Source organism: Lacihabitans soyangensis (assembly GCF_024343775.1).
GTDB classification, from domain to species: Bacteria; Bacteroidota; Bacteroidia; order Cytophagales; family Spirosomataceae; genus Leadbetterella; species Leadbetterella soyangensis.
Genome location: NZ_RJUF01000012.1, coordinates 73,232 through 90,914 on the forward strand (window position 1 = coordinate 73,232; position 17,683 = coordinate 90,914).

Consider the following 17,683-nt stretch of genomic DNA (forward strand, 5'->3'; position numbering starts at 1 on the left):
TAAATTTTGAATTAATTCCTTTAGGTAATCTCCAATGCAAACTAGAAACGAATATATTTTTTTTGATTTCTAACATTATTCAGGGAAAAGTCTTTTTTCAATAATGATAAATTTCAACTTCTTTAGTTATGAATCAATCTCCATTTCTAACAGTGAGAAGCTCAAGGTTTTACCGTGTGGGTCCAATGCCAATGAGGTAGTTACTCCACCACAAAGTGCTTCCTCACAAACAAAAAGTAACGAGGAGATTCTGGGTAATTCATAACGAATGACTTTTCCTTTCACAATAGATTGGAGATGTTCTTTTACTTTTTCGGCACTTACTTGTTCTACCAAACTTGCATAGTCTTTTTCTTCGTAAGGAATCAGCGATAGCATGAGGGTATTGCCTTTATCTCCAGCTCGGCTGTGTGCTAGGTCGTGCAGTTTGGTTTTCATGATTCAAAAATAGAAAAAGATGAATGAATACTTTCACGATCTATGAGAATGGACTGTATGCCTATGATTTCGGTCACAGACTTTCTTACGCCACCACCACCCGAAGGCCCATTGGTGTACAAAGCTTCCACTTCTTCACCAATCCATGCGGCTATTTCTGCTGTTTTGGCCAGTCCCGATACCCGGAGTCGAATTTCGTAAGACGAATTTCCATCACCCAGACCAGCGTGTGCGGCGTTGGAGCCTATATAGTCAATTCTAAGTGGTTCAGTGAAATGTTCTTGTAACCTTTTCTCAACGATTTCGCCCGCCATTTTTGCTCTCTCCAAAGCAAAAGCTCCTGCATATAATATTTCTCCCTCACCCATAAAACCACCCTGATAACCCACGCTTACCTTTAGCTTTTCAGGTTTTGTGGAGCCATTTCCACCTGTGACTTGGACCTTTTCATGACCAATTTGTTTGAGTGAAACAGTCGTGAAATCTGCCGAAACATCAGGGGTAAGATAAGCAAACGGATTGAGAACTTCGTAGAGCAATTGTTCTTTCACTGTAGCTAAACTAATTATTCCGCCTGTACCTTCCACTTTACCAATAACGGCTGTTCCATCAGGAAAAATATCTGCATAAGGGTGGCCCAAAATTTCTAAATTCGGGACTATTTTTTTTACGCCATCTGCAAAATATCCGCCAGTCACCTGTCCCGCACATTCCAACAAATGCCCAATCACCGTGGCTTTTCCAATTAGTTCAGTATCGGAATATGTCCAGCCATAGGAGTGCATCAGAGGAGCAACTACCAACGACGGATCAGCCACTCTTCCCGTGATAATTACTTCGGCACCAGCGTTTAGGGCAGGCAAAATGCTGTCTGCTCCGAGGTAAGCATTCGCCGAAACAATCTTACCAAAGCTGCTCAAGGGTTTACCGGATTCTAATGTAATTTCTTCTCCTGTAATTAAGGAAAGTACATCATCTCCAGTAACTGCAGCTACTTTTATTTTCAGGTTTTTTCTGATCGCTATTTCTATAATTTTTGCCGCAGCAGCTGGGGCATTTGCAGCTCCCATATTGCTGATTACCTTAATACCTTTTTCTGCTATAATGGGTAAAAGTTTTTTCATCCGCCGTTCTAGCAAGGGGTCATATCCTTTGTTTGGGTCTGACAATTTCCTTTTTTGTGCCAATGCAATCGTTCTTTCGGCCAAACATTCCAATATCAAATAGTCTATTTCGCCTTGGCTGGCCAAAATCTCCGCAGGCTCAAGTCTGTCACCAGAAAAACCTGCTCCTGCTCCAATTCTTATTTTTTTTAGGTTGCTCATAGTAGTTGGATAGCCCCTGTAATGATGGCCGTCAAGGTCATTAAAAATGTCGTCATAAAGGCCCATTTAAAGGTAAACTTCTGATGCTCTGATAGTTCTACTTCAGAGAGACCAACCAGCACAAAAGTAGACGCCGTTAATGGACTCAAGGGAAAACCCACAGTCATTTGGCCCAAAATGGCCGCTCTACCTATTTCAATTGGATTTATGCTATAATGAATAGCCGCCTCCTTGAGAACCGGTAAAACGCCAAAATAATAGGCATCGGGCGTAAACACAAAGCTCAGTGGCATACTTGTAACGCCCACCAAAGCAGGTAAATAACCCGCATGCTCTGCTGGAATGAGCGTCACCAAAGCCTGAGCCATGGCGTCAATCATTTTGGTACCTGTCAAAATACCCGAAAAAACACCAGCTGCAAAAATCATCACCGACACAAAGAATACATTGGAGGCATGCTCTTGCAATCTTTTTTTCTGCTCTGCCTGAGACGGATAGTTAATCAACATAGCCACCGAAAATCCGATGATGAACAAAGCAGACGGTGGCAATAAGGCCATAACCAAACAACCAATTAGCGAAATCGTCAAAATGGCATTCAGAACTATTAACTTCGGCCTTCTTGTTAGTTTTTGTGCGTCTGTCAGTTCATCGGCGTGTTTATAATCCAAGGCAATGATGCCCAGTCTTTTCCGTTCGTTTTTGCCTAGCCACCACGATACTCCCAATACCCACAAAATACCTACCGCCATGGAGGGGAGTACCGGCACCAGCAGGCCTGCAGCATCTGTTTGCATGACTTGTAAAGCTCTAGCCATGGTGCCAGACCAAGGTACCAAATGCATCACACCCGCACTCAAGGCCACTATGCAGGGAAGTATGAGTTTGTTTATTCCCAGTCTTTTATAAATGGGCAACAAAGCCGAAATCGTAATCATAAAAGTGGCTGTGCCGTCTCCATCCAAATGTACTATCATGGTCAGAAACGCCGTACCCAAGGTTATTTTTAAAGGGTCGCCTTTGGCCAAATGTATGATACCCGAAATGATGGGGTCAAAAAGTCCAGCGTCTATCATCAATGCAAAGTACAAAACAGCAAATATGAGCAAAATACCCGTTGGAGCTACTTGTTTGATGCCTGTGACGATCATTTCGCCAATGGCTTGCGGCTCAAATCCTCCTATGATGGCGAAAAAAACGGGAATAATAATCAGTGCCAATAAAACTGAGAGTTTTTTCGAAATCACCAAAGTGAGAAACAGAGATATGGTCAGAAATCCTAATATGGCCAGCATAGTCTTCTATTGTTTATGTGCTTGCAATACCTTCTGAAAAAACATCATGTGGTAGGGTAGGGCGTTTTCCCAATATAACCATTCATGTTTTCCGGGTCTTTCTGTATAATCATGCGGTGTGCCATTTGCAGTCAGCAAACGGTGCATTTCTCTGTTGGGTTCTATCAAAAAATCGTCTACACCGCAGTCTATTATCAGTGCGAGTTTGGCAGCTTTGATTTGCTCCGTCATGGTTATGAGATTAAATCCAGGATAAAAAGGACCCGATTCTTCACGCTCACCAATCATTTTTTTGAAATTCTCTATCCTGATTTTGGCAAAGTCGGGTGTTACTTTCCATGTACTCGGGTCCATGTTCAGAACCCCACTCATGCTCCCAGCCGCACAATAAAGCTCAGGATGCTTGGTGGCAATATAAACCGCTCCATGACCACCCATTGACAAACCTGTTATCACTCGGCCTTCTCGAGCCTGAATGGTTCGGTAGTTTCCTTCTACTTTTTCTCTTAGTTCTTTGGAAATAAAGGTCTCATATTGACTTTCTTTTAGCAATGGACTGTCGAAATAATAACTTGACGTGCCTCCGTCGGGCGTCACGATAATTACATCGTAAGTATCCGCCAATCTGGATACCAAGGTTTTATCTGGCGTTAGTTGTGTCCAGTTCTTGTAATTTCCACTTCCACCATGCAATAGATAGACTACGGGGTAGTTCTTTTTTGATTTTTTGTAGCTTTTGGGTGTTATCACCACCGCCTTGAGTACCTTATTCATGGCTTGGCTGTTGATTTCCAAGGTATCTATCCCAGCTGCGGATGCTCCATGACCGATTATTGCAGAAGTGAATGCAAGAAAAAGAAATAGGCTGTTTTTCATAGTTTTGGTTTTTTAATAGACGCCCGGGTTGGCTGATTTAAGAACTTTTGAAAAATAAAGGACATGGTAATATAGCGAATTTTCCCAATAAGGCCATGAATGTCCACCCGGTCTTTCGGAGTAATCGTGTGGGGTGTTATTGAATACCAATCTCCTGTGAAGTTCACGATTGGGTTCTATCAGGAAATCATCGGTGCCGCAGTCAAAAATCAAACTCACACCATTGGTTTTCATTTTATCCGCCATTGCTATAACTGAGTAAGGTTCATATACGCTCGGATTGTCGTTATATGAGCCGATGATGGCGTCAAAAGCTTTTCTCAAGTTTCCAGTGGCTTCTTTGGGTAATTTCCAACCCAATAAATCAGGATTAAGGGCTCCACTCATGCTGCCTGCTGCCACAAAAAGCTCAGGATGCTTGCCCGATAAATACAAGGCACCGTATCCACCCATGGAAAGGCCCGTTATCACTCGGCCATTTTTAGAGGCTATGGTTCGGTAAGTTTTGTCAATTTTTCCAATCACGTCTTTTACAATGTAGGATTCAAACTGACTGTTTTTATCTATTGGGCTATCAATATAATAACTAAAAACCTCTCCCTCAGGCATGACCACCACCAAATTGTATTGGTCGGCCAGATTTTGGATAAGATTTTTGTCGGGAGATTTGTTGAGCCAATCGCCAAAATGACCTATGCCTCCATGTAAAAGATACAACACTGGGAAATTCTTCTGGCTGCTTTCATAAGATTTTGGAAGGGTCACGGCCGCCTTGTAGGTCTTGTTCATTTTGGTGGAGGCTATCTCCAAGGTATCGGTTTTGGCCAAGGCTTGTAAACTCATCAGCAAGGCGAAGCATGAACAGATCAGGAAGTTTTTTTTCATTTTATTAAGGTAAATAGTTTTAAAATAACCAATGCTTGGCAACAAACAGACAAAAGCATCATTTTCTCTTTGTGGTTCCTTTGATTTTAAGTAGTTTTATTTTCGGTTAAAATCAAGCGATTGCTTACACTTCAGAGACTCAGAAAATGCCCTTGGCATGTCTATCTCAAAAGTATCAAAATATCGAAGTTTAGAATTGATTTTGGCCTATGGAATGCATTCCAGAAATTTAGGTGTAAATTCTGGAAACGCTTAAGTGTTTGTTATTTAATAAGTTATGCCAAGGAATATTCTTGACAACCGAAAACTATTCAGCCTAAGAAATGAAATTAAAATCTGGTAGAGAAGAGATAGCTTATTTATTAGGTAAGGTAATTGAGAAATTTGAAAACGAAACTGGACAGAAAGTAATCCGTAACTCAAACCGCAAAAACTATGAGGAGGTGGCTAAGGTTTTGAGCGAAATCAGCAATCGACTTCCTTATACATCGGCAGAGTTGCAGCATGAAGCTTATCCGCCAGAAACCACGCACCGACAATCCGAGTATCCGTTTCGTAAGTATGACATCACCGGCAACCAAATCAAAGATGCCTTTTATAATCAGATTGTTACCCATCCAAGAGCCTTTTTGGTTGACGCCTCTTACATTTATCTTTTTGGGAAAGGCCGAAAAGGTTTTGAAGTAAATCCAACCGACCCCGAACTTTTGGAAGACGAAGAAGTGCAAATTTCAGACTCCAATTCTAAAAAAAGTACCACCAAAGAATTCCGGTCTACCACTCATATTGCCAATTTTCTAAAAGCTTTACTGGCCTTACTTCTTGTCAGTTTGGCGACGATGATCTATTTATGGCAAAAGCAAAAAAAGGAGCTGGTTAACCTAAAAACCGATTTAAATATTCTGCCTTACTCACCCACAAAAGCAGAGATAGATAGCTTGGAGGGCACTTGGTTGTCTTACACGGGTTCGCCGCAGGCCCGGAGTTTTGACCCTGATCGTTACCGAATGGTGGTGTCAAATATCGTAGATGTGACATACAAAAACGGTTACTTTACCTTTGTGCGGTATGGCTCCAACTTCAATCACAGCGGTTTTATGCAGTTTGAATCACCTTGGCTGGTTTCTATACATTCTCGGGTAAAAAACGTCACCACCAACCCTTCGCCGAAACATTCCCTATTAAAACTAGAGAAAGGGAAAGCCCATTCTAGTGTGATATCAGCATCTTGGAATTTCGATATCGGTGAACGTAACCGCATTATCGGCATCAGAGAAGTGTACATCAAACTCGGTAAAGACTTGAAAGTGAGAGAAATATTCAACGAACCAGAAAACGCTCTTTGCAGGTGCAAAATCATCAAACTAACCCAGCCCGATGGCAGCGAGCAGTCTTTTCAACTAAAAAATGAAAGCCTAGAAAGCCTACCGTACGAGCAAATCAAAACCCTGCTAGACGAAAACAGTTTACTCCTTAGAGAGCCCGAAAAAGGTGTTATACTCTATGAAAAGGGTATTAAGGAGTGAAAAGTGGTAAGGCAAAAGGCATTAGGCATAAGGCAAAAGTTTGGTTCTTAAATAATCATTTTATCATAGTTCTTATGGAGCCTCTTATATAAGTTCGACCGCCCAAACTGTCAGTTCAACCCCCATGTTGTCAGTTCGAGCACTTCGATTTCGTTTGCAAAACGAATGAAGAAGCGACCGCAGGTCTCGAGAACCAGTTCGAGCAATTTGATTTCGTTTGCAAAACGAATGAAGAAGCGACCGCAGTGAATTGTCGGGCTGAGCCTGTCGAAGCCTAGTTTGTCGAAGCCCCACCATCTCAACGAAAATCAGTCACATCTAAATTTCAAAGAAAGCCAAGAAGGATTCTACCCAAGCCTTCTAGCGGCCGCTTGGCTTTTCCGTTTTTAACCTTTTGGCAAAAGCATAGAACTCCTCATAAATATCGAAGAACTTGCCTTCTTCATTTTCGCCCAATGAGGTATTGAAAAACAGTATGATCGCAACCTCTTTCTCTAAATCCGAAAGCATAAAAGTCCTTACACCCGGGTCCGATCCGTTGTGTCCTATTCTGGTTGCCCCCAACTTGGTTGCCCAAAAAATACCTTGATTGGTCTTTGTTATGTTCACATTATCAGGTTTGTTTGATTCTGTGTACTGAAAACGTAACATTTCTTTCACGGTTTCTTCTTTCAAAATTCTGGTTCCATTGTATTGGCCACCATTCAGCAGAGCTATGAAAAAACGCGACAGTTCTTCTACCGAGGTCCTTACGCCACCATCGGGGTAGGTATTCACTTCATACCATTGAACTGGTACAGTTTTTCCATCTTCTTTTCTGTAAAGTTTGGCGTGTTGCAATGTATCAATTTCGGCTAAAGCCCAGCCCGAATTCTTCATTTCTAAGGGCTTAAAAATATGCTCTTTGGCGTAAGATTTCAGACTTTTCCCTGTTTGCACTTCCACAATGTATCCGGCCAATCCGGCACCGATATTCGAATATTCTCTTTTATCACCAGGCTTGGCATTTAGAAAATTCCCATAGTCATAATGTGTGCCGCCTTTTACAAAATAATTTTTCAAAAACTCCCCTAAAGGCTCTGGTTTTCTGTTGCCATAGTGATAGGTGCTATCACCATAAAACGGACTTCGATCAATCAACCCTGACGTATGCGTAGCCAAATGTCGTAGGGTGATTTTGCCATTTGGGCTATTTGGATTTATTACCCTAAACGGCAAATACTTGTTGATGTCTTCATCAAGCGAAACTAGTCCTTCTTCCACTGCTTTCATGATGCATACCCCCGTAAAAGTTTTGCTTACAGAGGCAATGTTCATAATGGTCGAGGACTTAAAAGGTACTTTGTTTTCGAAATCCGCAAAGCCATAGCCGGTGCTCAAAACCAATTTCTTGTCAACAATCACCGATGCACCGAGGCCTACAATTCCGCTTTCTTTCATTTTCGCCATTATAACGCTGTCAAGTGTTTTTTTTGAGTTATGAATATCTTGAGCACTAAGGCTTTTGGCACACAGAAGAGCAATGAACAATTTCAACGCGGTTAATTTTAATTTCATAATTTGTTCGTTTTTTTAGTCTGATACCCTCCTAAAAAGCCAAGCCAAATGCACTTTGGCTGATATTTGAGAATAAAAGAAATGAATGTATGGACGAAAGTACAACGGGCAATATAAAAACAAAAAGCAATGGGTTTAGCTGCCCAGTTTTTGTTTTGAAAGTCGGCTTAAATGTTTTGGAAAAGCCTCACATCCCATAAAAAATACAATAAATCATCCCCAAGTTAAAGGCTGCATGGCAGGCGATGGCACCCAAGAGGCTATCGGTTTTTTTGCGGAAATAGAAAAACATTATACTCACCAAAAACATACTCAATACCCACAGTAGGGTGGGAAAGGGGTAAAAAGCCCATTGCTCATTCACGAACACCAAGCCGAAATGAGAAATATGCGTGAGGGCAAAGGCAGAGCCATCCACGATGGAGGCTTTTTTCTCGCCTATAGAGTTTTCAAAACTCTTGTGTACGATGCCCCTGAAAAACAATTCCTCACCGATGGGGCTAAAAAGCATGCCTGTGATGGCCATAATGCCGAACATGACCTGCTTATCTGCTGCAGTGATTTCAGCCGGAATTTTATATGACTTGCCGATGTATTGATACCAGTTTTGGTAAGAAGTATCATATAAGATTTTACCCAAAAAAAACAGCATAACACTGGCCGCCAGCCCAGCCAAAAAGGCCAGAAATAGCCATTTAAAACCCTGAGCTTTTTGTATACCGATGGCCATACGACCCGCTTTACTCAAAAAAATAAACGGAGCCAAAGCCGAAACCGTCATGATAAGCCCGATAGCCCCATAATTACCCGAAGCATTGGCCTGAAGTACCAACACAAACCTCGGCACACAAACCAACAATATCAGAAATGTACCAAATTTCCAGTTTAGGTCAAAGATTTTGCTGAAGAGGGGTTTTAGGTGGGGGTGCATGTTTTGAAGAAGTTAGGTTTTAAGAATAGTTCACGGTTTTGTATGTTATAGGACTTCGAAACACAGAACTGTCAAACATTCGAACGGTTAATTTGAAATTCAAAACCAAATTGATGTAAATTCCCCGCTTTTCTACTAAGCTTCCATAGTCTTTTGCTTTTTTAGTAAGCCATTCATTTTTTGATTTGGTGTGATATAATTCCATTTTAATTACCTAAATTCTATCCAATAGTTTTTTTATATGCAAGCTTTTATTCAGTAAATTCTTTAAATATTACCTTTGGCTTAAGTTTAGGACAATATAGGAGCATTGCTTTTTCAAATTCATCTTTAATTATTACTTTCTTTTGATCAACAACTTCGATGGGCACTTGAAATAAGGCAGCATCGTGCATTGGTATTAAAAATTCAATTTCGGTATCTCTACAACAATTCATTATTGCGGTCTTCAAGATTAAGGAAGCTGTACCTTGTACTTTTTGACTTAAAATCCATCGCTTTACCTTGTTGGGTAAATGATTCTTGGAATTAGGGATTTCAAAGTTTCTGAAGTTTCCTAAACTGCTACAAATCCTTTTTTCTCTGAAAGCAATTTCTTGTAGTTGCGTCTTATAAGGAATAAGGCTAGTGAACTTCCCAAAAAAGTTTTGGAGTTCCTCTTTTTTACCGATCCCTTGTTCGTGAAAGAAATCTTTTACTAAGCTTTCTAAACCTGTGCTTGACATTCCATACATGAAGGAGAGAAATATTATTTTGCAAAAAGGTCTCAAGTCCTTATTGCCAAAAAGTTCAACACTTAGAGAAGTGTAAAGATCCTCTTGATTATAGCACTCAATTAATTTTTCATCTTCTGCCAAGTTAGCCAAGATTCCTGGCTCAAATTGCGAATAGTCTGCGTAAAGCAAAGTGTAATTTTCTTTTGCGGAAAAAATATCTCTTGATGTTTTTTTTAATTGTTGAATATGTGGCATCCTTACTTGGGTTCTTGATGTTACTGTTCCGCAACAATCAAAAACAGGATAAACTTTTCCGTCATCTTCTACAATGATTTTAATTAAACTCTTTTTGTCAAAGGAAATTCTATAAGCATCATAAAGAAGTTTAAGAAATTCATTTTGCTCTGAACCTGTCTTGATAAAATTCCAAAACGATTTTTTATCTACGGCTTTTATTATTTTAGATAGATAGGCAAAATTGTTTCTTTGCAATGCAGATTTTACCTCCGATGTATTCTGCGGGTTAAATATGTTGTATTCGTATCGGATTCGTTTATTTAATTCGTTTAATTCCTTGCTGATTATTTCAATTTTTTCATTTAATTTAATTTGATTTAAAAATATTCCTTGATGTTGTCGTGAAGCAAGAATATTGTTGAAAGGTTTTTCAATGTTTTCGTATCTTTCACTTTCGCTACTGCTTGTTAATTCAATAAGTAATAATGAGTAAACCTGTATCAAGTAGGAGGCGAATATAACCAAATTATTTTCGGCTTTCGTCTCAATGATTTTTTTCGAAGAAGAGTTTAAGGTGTCAATAACCTTTTTTAGTTCTTCTTTATCTTCTATGAACTCATTGAAAATACTCCATAAAACTTGTGGTTCAGAATGTCTGTGATACCTTGTTGGTTTCCCTTTGATCAGTTTGTAGATCTGGAAAACATCGATGAAACCTTTAGGTAAGTCAATTCTATTCTGTCTAAAGTAGTCAATTAATGGTGAAGCATTAAAAACGATTAGTTCTGTTACTTTGAAATTAATTTTATCTAAAGAAACAATTTGAGGTTGCGAACCTTCTTCACAACCAATAAATATTGGTTGCGTTCCTTTGTCTGAGATGTCTGTCGTATAGATTAGAAAATATTTCATAGTTAGGATATGTCGTCTGGAAGATCTTCATAAATGTCATCTTCTTGGAGCTTTTCAATTGGCAATAAATATTGGTTTTTATATTTTTCAGAAAGGGGCTTATAGGATTCTTTATAACTGTCAAGGATATGATCTTGAACATGAGGTTTTATAATAGCGGTATAAGACAAGTCTTTTACTGCTATTAAAGCAAATCTTTGCGTTAAATGGTCACCAAAACGCTTGAAATTTTCTGCAATAAACTTTTTGTCATTCGGGTCTCCGTTTGCACCAAGGTATAAACATGATGCAGCGGTTGTAGGAATATCGTTTAGAGATTCAATGTTGCTTCTCGCTGCTTTAATTAATTCGGCTTCTTTATACTCATGCCGTGTGAGTAAGCACCATAAATAGAAACTCTGCCATTCATAAATATTTTTTTCTTTGTCTAAAAGCAAACCTTTTATCACTTGAATATCCTCATCGGATAACTTCACACTGTTTAGATATCTAGCGAAAGTATCGGTGCTCCAAGGTTGGTCAACTAGTTCACTAAGGATTCTTTTGGTGATTGGATTGAAGTCAATTTTCTCTGCTAACTTTTCATTTCTTGCAATTCTTTCAAGTCGGTTTATGCAATAGCGAAACTCTCTATCTAATGTGTTGTCATTATCAATTAAACTAAGAACCTTTGTTCTTAGCATTGGAACAGCGATTTGAATATCTCTTGCGTTCCTTGATTTTAAGAACGCTTCAATTTGTTCAATTTTTTTGTCTGGGTTCTGGAAACTCTTTTCTATTCCCTCTCTATCCTTTGCATTATCATAATCAAGAATTATTGTCTTTTTAGAATTTACATTCAACCCTTTTCTTCTCAATTCTAATATCAAACATTTTAATGCTCGTTTCGCTTCAAATTTTGTTTTGCAAACAATACGAATATCATCCATGTAGCGAAAATATTTGTATCCTGCTTTCTGCATTGCATCGTCAACGGGGTGAAGAAATATATTTGCAATGAAAGAAGAAGCATCTCTGTTTTGAGGGATACCTCTTTTGGTATTGCGTTCACTCCAACTTTCAAGAATTGATTTGAGCATGTCAATGCAAACTTTGTAATCATTTTCTTTTGCACCTGTCGGAATAAATAAGTCAAGGACATCCATTAAATCCTTTATTCCAATGTTCTCATAAAAATTTGTCAAGTCAGTAAGTAACAAAACATTATTTTCAGAACCTAACTCTAAGGAAGTGTCGGTAATGAATTTTCTCCATTCTTCTACTGCATAGCGAAAGAAATATTTTTCATCTTCTCGTTTCGTATTCACTCTGTGCGAGTATATATGGTTGCTATGCAGTTGGTCTAAATCGTCAGCAATCACATCTACTAATGCTTGGAAAACTACTCGGTCAATAATATCAGTCTCGGATGAATAACGAATGGTAAAGCCAGGTTTTGGAATGTCAACATGTGTAGCTCTACCTGCTTTGTAATCCTCCATCTTACCATCATACTTTGCTAATTTTTTAAGAACAAACTCAAGATTTAGAAGGTCATCGTATTTCAAAGGGTCTTGAAACCAATCGTCTTTCAGGTCAAGCTTTACCCTTTTGATCGCTCTATCAATATTCAAGCTGAGACCTTTTATTGTTATTTCTTTTTTCATTTCAAGAGAAGCTTTTCTTATGGAAACGTAATTAAAGATGTTTATCCCAGGTACAAATAACGAATTGAGAGATTTTTTATTAAGCTATTCTCGATTCCTGCGGTACTGTCACTGGTTTCCGTTATATCTTAGAATTCCTACTTAATATGCATAGTATTTGCTTCAGTTATGTAATAAATTTGAATACAAATGAGAGTAGTTGTTAATTTTTTTTGCATGTAATCAAGAAAATATTGCATTCCAGCGTGCGAACTTATTTTTTATAGCTCAAATATAAGAGATATTTTTTTCTGAATGAGGGTCATCAATAGTTTATTATCAGACGGCTCTTGGGTGCTTAAAATGGTTTGGAGGATTTTTGTGATTTGTGGGAATCTTGAGTAATTAATGTATTTTAAAGTACAATAATATTTTCTGAGGAATTTATGGTGTTCAAGGCGAAAGAGTGGCTTCGACAAGCTCAGCCAGACAATTGTGTTTCGTGAAAGTGGAGAGTATTTTTAGATTTTACACAAAAGAAAAAGCCTCGGTATTTCTACCAAGGCTTTCGCTTTTTCACTTCACATGTTGTGACCCTACGGGAATGTTATAAATAATTGATAATAAGATTGTTATGTATGATGTTACTAATTTTGTTCTTAGTTTCATTTCGTAAGATTCTTTATTATGGCTATCAGTTCTGCGTTTTGTTTCAATAACTCCTTTACCGTTTCACTCTCTGAACCCTCACTTTTTAACACTTCATTAGTATAGTTTTTTACTTTACGGTAAGGAATTTCAGGCTCTTTCAATTGATATATATCAATTTCGCTTCCATACTCAAAGTATTTGTTTGGTTCAATGTCTAATAAATCAGACAATTTTTTGAAATTTTTCAGACTAAAACTTTCTTTTTCTAAGGCCGAATACCAACCCGCCCGGCTCATACCTATTGCATTGATAATTAAATCTTTAGTATAGCCCTTAGCGGCAATACGCTGGTCGATGATGTCTTTTAATTTTTGCATTGTCTTAAAAATATTACACAATATGCTTGCATAGTCCGAATAATCTTACATACATTTGTAAAGAAATTTAATACAAAGTGTTAACAAAAACAATACAAGTAATGAGCGAACCAATTAAAGCCCTACCTTTTTCACCACTCGAAAAGTACTATTTTGAAAGTATCGAAGAAAAGCAAAAACACTTCCGTGTAGAATGGTTTAAGTTTTTCGGACTTACCCGCCCTCAGTTTTACGCCCGTTTGCGTAAACCGCAAATAATTGATCTAGTCCTTTGGCAAATCGTATGCGATGAACTTGTATTCCCTGACAAAATAATTAGAGAATATGAGCATGAATTTTCGGCCAAACTTAAGGCCGTTAGGGTGTTCCAATTACCCCAAAGCTACATTAACCAAATTGAAGAAACTTATAATCTCTAACCCTACAAAATTATGCAAACCTCAGAACGTCAAGCATTTCAAGACACTATTAAAAAATTGACCTCCGAAAACGACACTTTTAAAAGTGAGTTGACCGCTATCAAGATTGAAAGAACCCTATTAAAAAACCGGGTGGCCGAACTCAAAGAACTCATTCAAGAAACCGCCAAAACTGCCGTAACATTATGAAAGCCTTTTATATCCTAGTGGGCGTAATAATAGCCCCGTTTGTCCTAATCTCTGCCGTCACCCTCATTATAACGATGGGCTTTTTTTACTTAATAGGTGGTTTGTTCTTTGGCTTTAAGTCTTTTAAAGATAAAACAATTAATATCTGAGTATGAAAACCCACGCCGAACAAATGGCCGCTATTGATAAACATTTGCAATTGAAATTTATTGATCTGCAAAGTTTTGAGAAAAAAGCACGGGCGGAAAAAGGTTTTTTGAAGAAATGGGAAGAAACCAAAATACTAGAGGGTATGCAAGAAATACGATTCTTCAATTACTTGATTTCGGAACTCAAAACCTATCAAGCCCTTAGCATAGATGCAAGCCCGGCAAAGGCTCAAAAGGTGGGCGATTGGAACGCCAAAATTGACCAAATGGAAGCGGAATTTGAAACCAAAACCAAAAAGGCTCTAGAAAGGAAATTTGAAGCGTTCCGCAATTCTGATTCCGTCCTTAAGATTCTAACCGAACCCGTGGACTTCCGGGATAACATACTAGACCGGCTATGTAAAGAGATGGATTACTACATAGAACGCTTTCAAAACCTAACCGCAAGCGAAAAACAAGGCTTTGAGTTTGAGCAATTGAAACAAAACCTTTTCGCTGAATTTATGAAACTCCTAAACGTTTATAGACGATTAAAAAATGAGCAAAAAAAATCTAACTGATGCACTCCTAGACGGCCAAACCTTGACCGAACCCACGCCCGAAAAGCCCGCCGTTAGATGGTCTGATTTTAAAATAGACAATACAACCGATATTCCGCCAATGGTACCCACTTTGTACATTAACGGTTCTATTATGTGTTGTGAGGACGGAATTTTTATGATGACCGGAATGAAGAAAACCGGAAAGTCTATTGTACTAAACAATGTACTTGCAACGGCTTTTGTAGATGACGATAAAGTAAATCTAAACCCCGCCCGGTTTCTTCATATTAACACGGTCAAATGCCCGCCCGATAAATATGTGATCTACCTAGACAACGAACAAAGCCGGGCTAGAACCCAAAAGTTTTTTTATAGGGTAATGAAAAAGGCCGAACTAATCGAACCGCCAAAAAACCTACTGTTCTACAATCTTAAGCGATTAACCGCCAAAGAACGGGTACAATTTCTAAAAGAGGAGATTATGCCAATAGCTAATAAAATCTATCTCATAATGTTAGACGGTTTGGTGGACTTTGTAAAGTCTATGAATGACGAGGTCGAAGCAAAAGAATTTTACGATTTGTATTCTCAGATCATACCCGAAACCGTTAGCACGGTGGCCGTGATGCACTCCAAACCGGGCGGCGAGTCCATGGGGCATATTGGGGCGTTTTTCGACAAAAAAGCCGTGGGTGCCGCCAATAACAAAAAGGATAGAACCGACGGAACACATACGCTAGAATGTAGCTATGCCCGTGAGGATTCTGACTTTGAAGAGATAGCGTACAAATGGGATAATTTCGAAGAGGATTTTCGAGTATTAGGTGATGACGAAAAATTAGCACTAAAACAGAAAACCCTTGAGGATAAAATCAATAAATGGCGGGATGCCGTAAACCAAATATTTGCCGTCAATACCTACCTAGATAAACCTGGGGTTTATGATGGAATTAAAAACTACGACAATACTATAAAAAAGGACGGTGTAGATTCCAAAACCCTAAGTAAGTACGTAAGGGAACAACTCAAAAAGTACCTAGAACACGGACTAATCGAACTTAAAGACAATCAATATTTTAAAACTAAACAAGATTAAGAAAATGCAAACACTATCAAACACCCACCCCGCCCCAATTGCGGAACTCAAAGCGGCTTTGATTGCCGATATAAAGAAAATTTGGCCGCTCCGTGTTCTACTTGATACAACAACGGGCTACTTAAAATCCGGCGATAACGCAAATGGTATATATCAATTTTGGAATATCAAAAAGCCCGGCTCTAGTTTCGTTTACCAAATAGATTACATGAAAGATGATCTATTTATAAGGTTTAAACTTAGTTCAAAGGAATTTTTCAACGCTAAAGATTAATAACATGAGTTGTGTAAAACCCGATTTTATCAAATATTGTAAAGAAACTAGAGAACAATTTGTGAATCATATAAATGAGCGGCACGGTTGGGAACCGGAACTAAGAACAGAATCCGAAAAGCTTTTAATCTGTTTCGATCAAATGTTAGAAAAACTTAAACAACAACAATTAAAAAAATGATCGCAATACAAGAAATAATAATATGGCACCTAATAATTTATTTGGGGCTTTGTGCGTGGTGGTCGTTGTTGGCTATTCATATTTATTACCTGAGGTGCCAAAAAGTCAACAAAGAACCAAGATTGTTCTTTACTTTATTTTGGATGATCTGTTTTCCTCTTAGATTGTTACTCGAAAACCTTTCTTTAATTTTTAAACCTAAAAAATGGCCTAAGTGATGGATATTAGAAACTTAAAAAAACTGCAAAAAATACATAGTCAATTAGAAAATATTTGTGCCACTTTGGAAAATATCAGCGATGACGAAAAAGAAACCGACCCCGCCGCCGCCGAGCAAATATTGATGTACAAAGATTACATTCAAACCCAAACGGAGGAACTAAACGAATTTATAGAGGAACCTTAAAACAAAAAGCCCCGCCAATAGCGGGGCTTTTTAGTGATACTCTGAAAAATGTTAAAACCCTAATTCTTTAAAATAAAATAAGTTCCCGCAACTATGCCCACCCGGTAAGCCCAAATTTCTAATGTCTGAAGAACCAAACGCCGCTTTAAAACTTTCTTTTCTCGCTCTAGGGTTTCATTGCGTTTGGTGGTGGTGGCGTTTTTGTTACGCTCTGAAAGATATAATGTTTTTGTTTCTACTATAATGCTATCCTGAAACCGGGCGATTTCCTTATATACTCTTAACTGCAAAAGGTCGGTTTGTATCCTTTCGGCTTTGGCACTATCAATAGTTATTGAAGAACGACTGTAAGGTATCGAGGTTTGACCGTTTGCGGTACTGAATAGAAACAAGTTCATATTTGCAAGAATCAAGATTATAATTATAGACCTCGATTCTCTGAAATGCTTTTTTAATGTTTTCATTCTCAATTAATATTTGGTTTTGGGTTTCTCGCTTGCTGATGTTTGCCGAGTTAATGGTTATTGGCCTAAATACTTGTTTGGCTATGTCACGCCCTACCATGAAAAGAATAAAAGCCAATATTGCAAAAATGGGTTTGATGTTCCCGATTTTGTCAAATGCTTTGGATAGGAATATTAATGTTTTCTTTGTCATAGCCCTAAAATTACTTTACGATGCAACAATACTTGACTATTATCAATGCTTCCATTTGGTAAGCGTATCGGCATAAATGGTTTTGCACATTCTACGTTTTCACTACCGGCGTATTTGTTTAAAAATGGTACCCGTGGATTATTGGCCGCAAATATGAACGCATTGTTTAATTGTGCCTCTATCTCTTGATCTGTTCCGGGGTTTGTGTAGCCCGGGCGATCAAATGGATTAATCTTCTGATAGTTCGCAACGCCGCTTGTTATGGTAGCTACGAGATCATACGGCGTAATGTTCAAAAAATCCGCTCTTACCTCGTTTTCTTGCTGAATTATGCCACTAAACAAGTGATTCCCGGCGTAACCTTTTCCCGGTGTCAAATAATTGCTTCCGGCTTTAAAACCGTAAGCGGCATAATTGCC

Annotated in this window: 20 protein-coding genes; 7 read left to right on the plus strand and 13 right to left on the minus strand. The window is 38.5% G+C overall.

All coding sequences use genetic code 11. The features are described 5' to 3' along the window. Positions 1–126: 126 nt before the first annotated feature. The 5 genes from EGI31_RS06675 to EGI31_RS06695 are packed head-to-tail and all read right to left on the minus strand — an operon-like array spanning position 127 to position 4,819. Positions 127–438 (minus strand): AtuA-related protein, encoded by a 312-nt coding sequence (locus tag EGI31_RS06675; protein ID WP_255036416.1) that lies wholly within the window; start codon positions 436–438, stop codon positions 127–129. Continuing rightward, a complete protein-coding gene (locus EGI31_RS06680; RefSeq protein WP_255036435.1) occupies positions 435–1,763 on the minus strand; it encodes an acyclic terpene utilization AtuA family protein in 1,329 nt (442 codons plus the stop codon). The genes EGI31_RS06675 and EGI31_RS06680 overlap by 4 nt, the downstream gene beginning before the upstream one ends. After that, positions 1,760–3,058 (minus strand): CitMHS family transporter, encoded by a 1,299-nt coding sequence (locus EGI31_RS06685; protein ID WP_255036417.1) that lies wholly within the window; start codon positions 3,056–3,058, stop codon positions 1,760–1,762. The genes EGI31_RS06680 and EGI31_RS06685 overlap by 4 nt, the downstream gene beginning before the upstream one ends. 6 nt (positions 3,059–3,064) lie before the next feature. Next, positions 3,065–3,934 carry an alpha/beta hydrolase gene (locus EGI31_RS06690; RefSeq protein ID WP_255036418.1) on the minus strand — a complete coding sequence of 290 codons (870 nt, stop codon included), beginning with the start codon at positions 3,932–3,934 and terminating at the stop codon, positions 3,065–3,067. A gap of 12 nt (positions 3,935–3,946) precedes the next feature. Next, positions 3,947–4,819: an alpha/beta hydrolase gene (locus EGI31_RS06695; protein WP_255036419.1), complete on the minus strand. Its 873-nt coding sequence runs from the start codon at positions 4,817–4,819 to the stop codon at positions 3,947–3,949. A 323-nt stretch (positions 4,820–5,142) separates the two neighbouring features. On the opposite strand from EGI31_RS06695, the gene EGI31_RS06700 reads away from it, so the two are divergent. Beyond that, positions 5,143–6,345, plus strand: coding sequence for a hypothetical protein (locus EGI31_RS06700; protein WP_255036420.1), 1,203 nt, complete (start codon positions 5,143–5,145; stop codon positions 6,343–6,345). A gap of 360 nt (positions 6,346–6,705) precedes the next feature. Here the strand turns inward: EGI31_RS06700 and EGI31_RS06705 are convergent, their stop codons facing one another. The 5 genes from EGI31_RS06705 to EGI31_RS06725 form a co-directional block, all read right to left on the minus strand. Then, complete coding sequence (locus EGI31_RS06705) at positions 6,706–7,902, minus strand: serine hydrolase domain-containing protein (RefSeq protein WP_255036421.1); 1,197 nt, start codon at positions 7,900–7,902, stop codon at positions 6,706–6,708. A 187-nt stretch (positions 7,903–8,089) separates the two neighbouring features. After that, complete coding sequence (locus EGI31_RS06710) at positions 8,090–8,833, minus strand: CPBP family intramembrane glutamic endopeptidase (protein ID WP_255036422.1); 744 nt, start codon at positions 8,831–8,833, stop codon at positions 8,090–8,092. 251 nt (positions 8,834–9,084) lie between these two features. Then, complete coding sequence (locus EGI31_RS06715; protein ID WP_255036423.1) at positions 9,085–10,698, minus strand: DNA polymerase; 1,614 nt, start codon at positions 10,696–10,698, stop codon at positions 9,085–9,087. 2 nt (positions 10,699–10,700) lie between these two features. Beyond that, positions 10,701–12,344, minus strand: a complete 1,644-nt coding sequence (locus tag EGI31_RS06720; RefSeq protein WP_255036424.1) for an RNA-directed DNA polymerase — start codon at positions 12,342–12,344, stop codon at positions 10,701–10,703. A gap of 644 nt (positions 12,345–12,988) precedes the next feature. Next, positions 12,989–13,351 carry a hypothetical protein gene (locus EGI31_RS06725; protein ID WP_255036425.1) on the minus strand — a complete coding sequence of 121 codons (363 nt, stop codon included), beginning with the start codon at positions 13,349–13,351 and terminating at the stop codon, positions 12,989–12,991. A 101-nt stretch (positions 13,352–13,452) separates the two neighbouring features. Between EGI31_RS06725 and EGI31_RS06730 the strand changes: the two genes are divergently transcribed. The 6 genes from EGI31_RS06730 to EGI31_RS06755 all read left to right on the plus strand — a co-directional run bounded on the left by EGI31_RS06730 (position 13,453) and on the right by EGI31_RS06755 (position 16,607). Further along, complete coding sequence (locus EGI31_RS06730) at positions 13,453–13,770, plus strand: hypothetical protein (protein WP_255036426.1); 318 nt, start codon at positions 13,453–13,455, stop codon at positions 13,768–13,770. A gap of 12 nt (positions 13,771–13,782) precedes the next feature. Continuing rightward, positions 13,783–13,959 carry a hypothetical protein gene (locus EGI31_RS06735; protein WP_255036427.1) on the plus strand — a complete coding sequence of 59 codons (177 nt, stop codon included), beginning with the start codon at positions 13,783–13,785 and terminating at the stop codon, positions 13,957–13,959. Between the two features lie 151 nt (positions 13,960–14,110). Further along, positions 14,111–14,668 carry a hypothetical protein gene (locus EGI31_RS06740; protein ID WP_255036428.1) on the plus strand — a complete coding sequence of 186 codons (558 nt, stop codon included), beginning with the start codon at positions 14,111–14,113 and terminating at the stop codon, positions 14,666–14,668. Continuing rightward, entirely contained in the window at positions 14,646–15,746 is a 1,101-nt protein-coding gene (locus EGI31_RS06745; protein WP_255036429.1) for a hypothetical protein, read from the plus strand. Before EGI31_RS06740 ends, EGI31_RS06745 begins: the two co-directional genes overlap by 23 nt. 4 nt (positions 15,747–15,750) lie before the next feature. Then, positions 15,751–16,020, plus strand: a complete 270-nt coding sequence (locus EGI31_RS06750; RefSeq protein WP_255036430.1) for a hypothetical protein — start codon at positions 15,751–15,753, stop codon at positions 16,018–16,020. 398 nt (positions 16,021–16,418) lie between these two features. Further along, the gene (locus tag EGI31_RS06755; RefSeq protein WP_255036431.1) at positions 16,419–16,607 is read left to right on the plus strand and encodes a hypothetical protein; all 189 of its coding nucleotides are present in this window, start codon (positions 16,419–16,421) and stop codon (positions 16,605–16,607) included. Between the two features lie 59 nt (positions 16,608–16,666). Here the strand turns inward: EGI31_RS06755 and EGI31_RS06760 are convergent, their stop codons facing one another. From EGI31_RS06760 to EGI31_RS06770, 3 genes are all read right to left on the minus strand, one after another. Beyond that, entirely contained in the window at positions 16,667–17,005 is a 339-nt protein-coding gene (locus tag EGI31_RS06760) for a hypothetical protein (protein ID WP_255036432.1), read from the minus strand. Then, the gene (locus EGI31_RS06765) at positions 16,932–17,264 is read right to left on the minus strand and encodes a hypothetical protein (RefSeq protein WP_255036433.1); all 333 of its coding nucleotides are present in this window, start codon (positions 17,262–17,264) and stop codon (positions 16,932–16,934) included. Before EGI31_RS06765 ends, EGI31_RS06760 begins: the two co-directional genes overlap by 74 nt. Next, positions 17,261–17,683, minus strand: a 423-nt coding sequence (locus tag EGI31_RS06770; RefSeq protein WP_255036434.1) for a hypothetical protein, incomplete at its 5' end; no start/stop codon positions are given. The genes EGI31_RS06770 and EGI31_RS06765, both read right to left, overlap by 4 nt.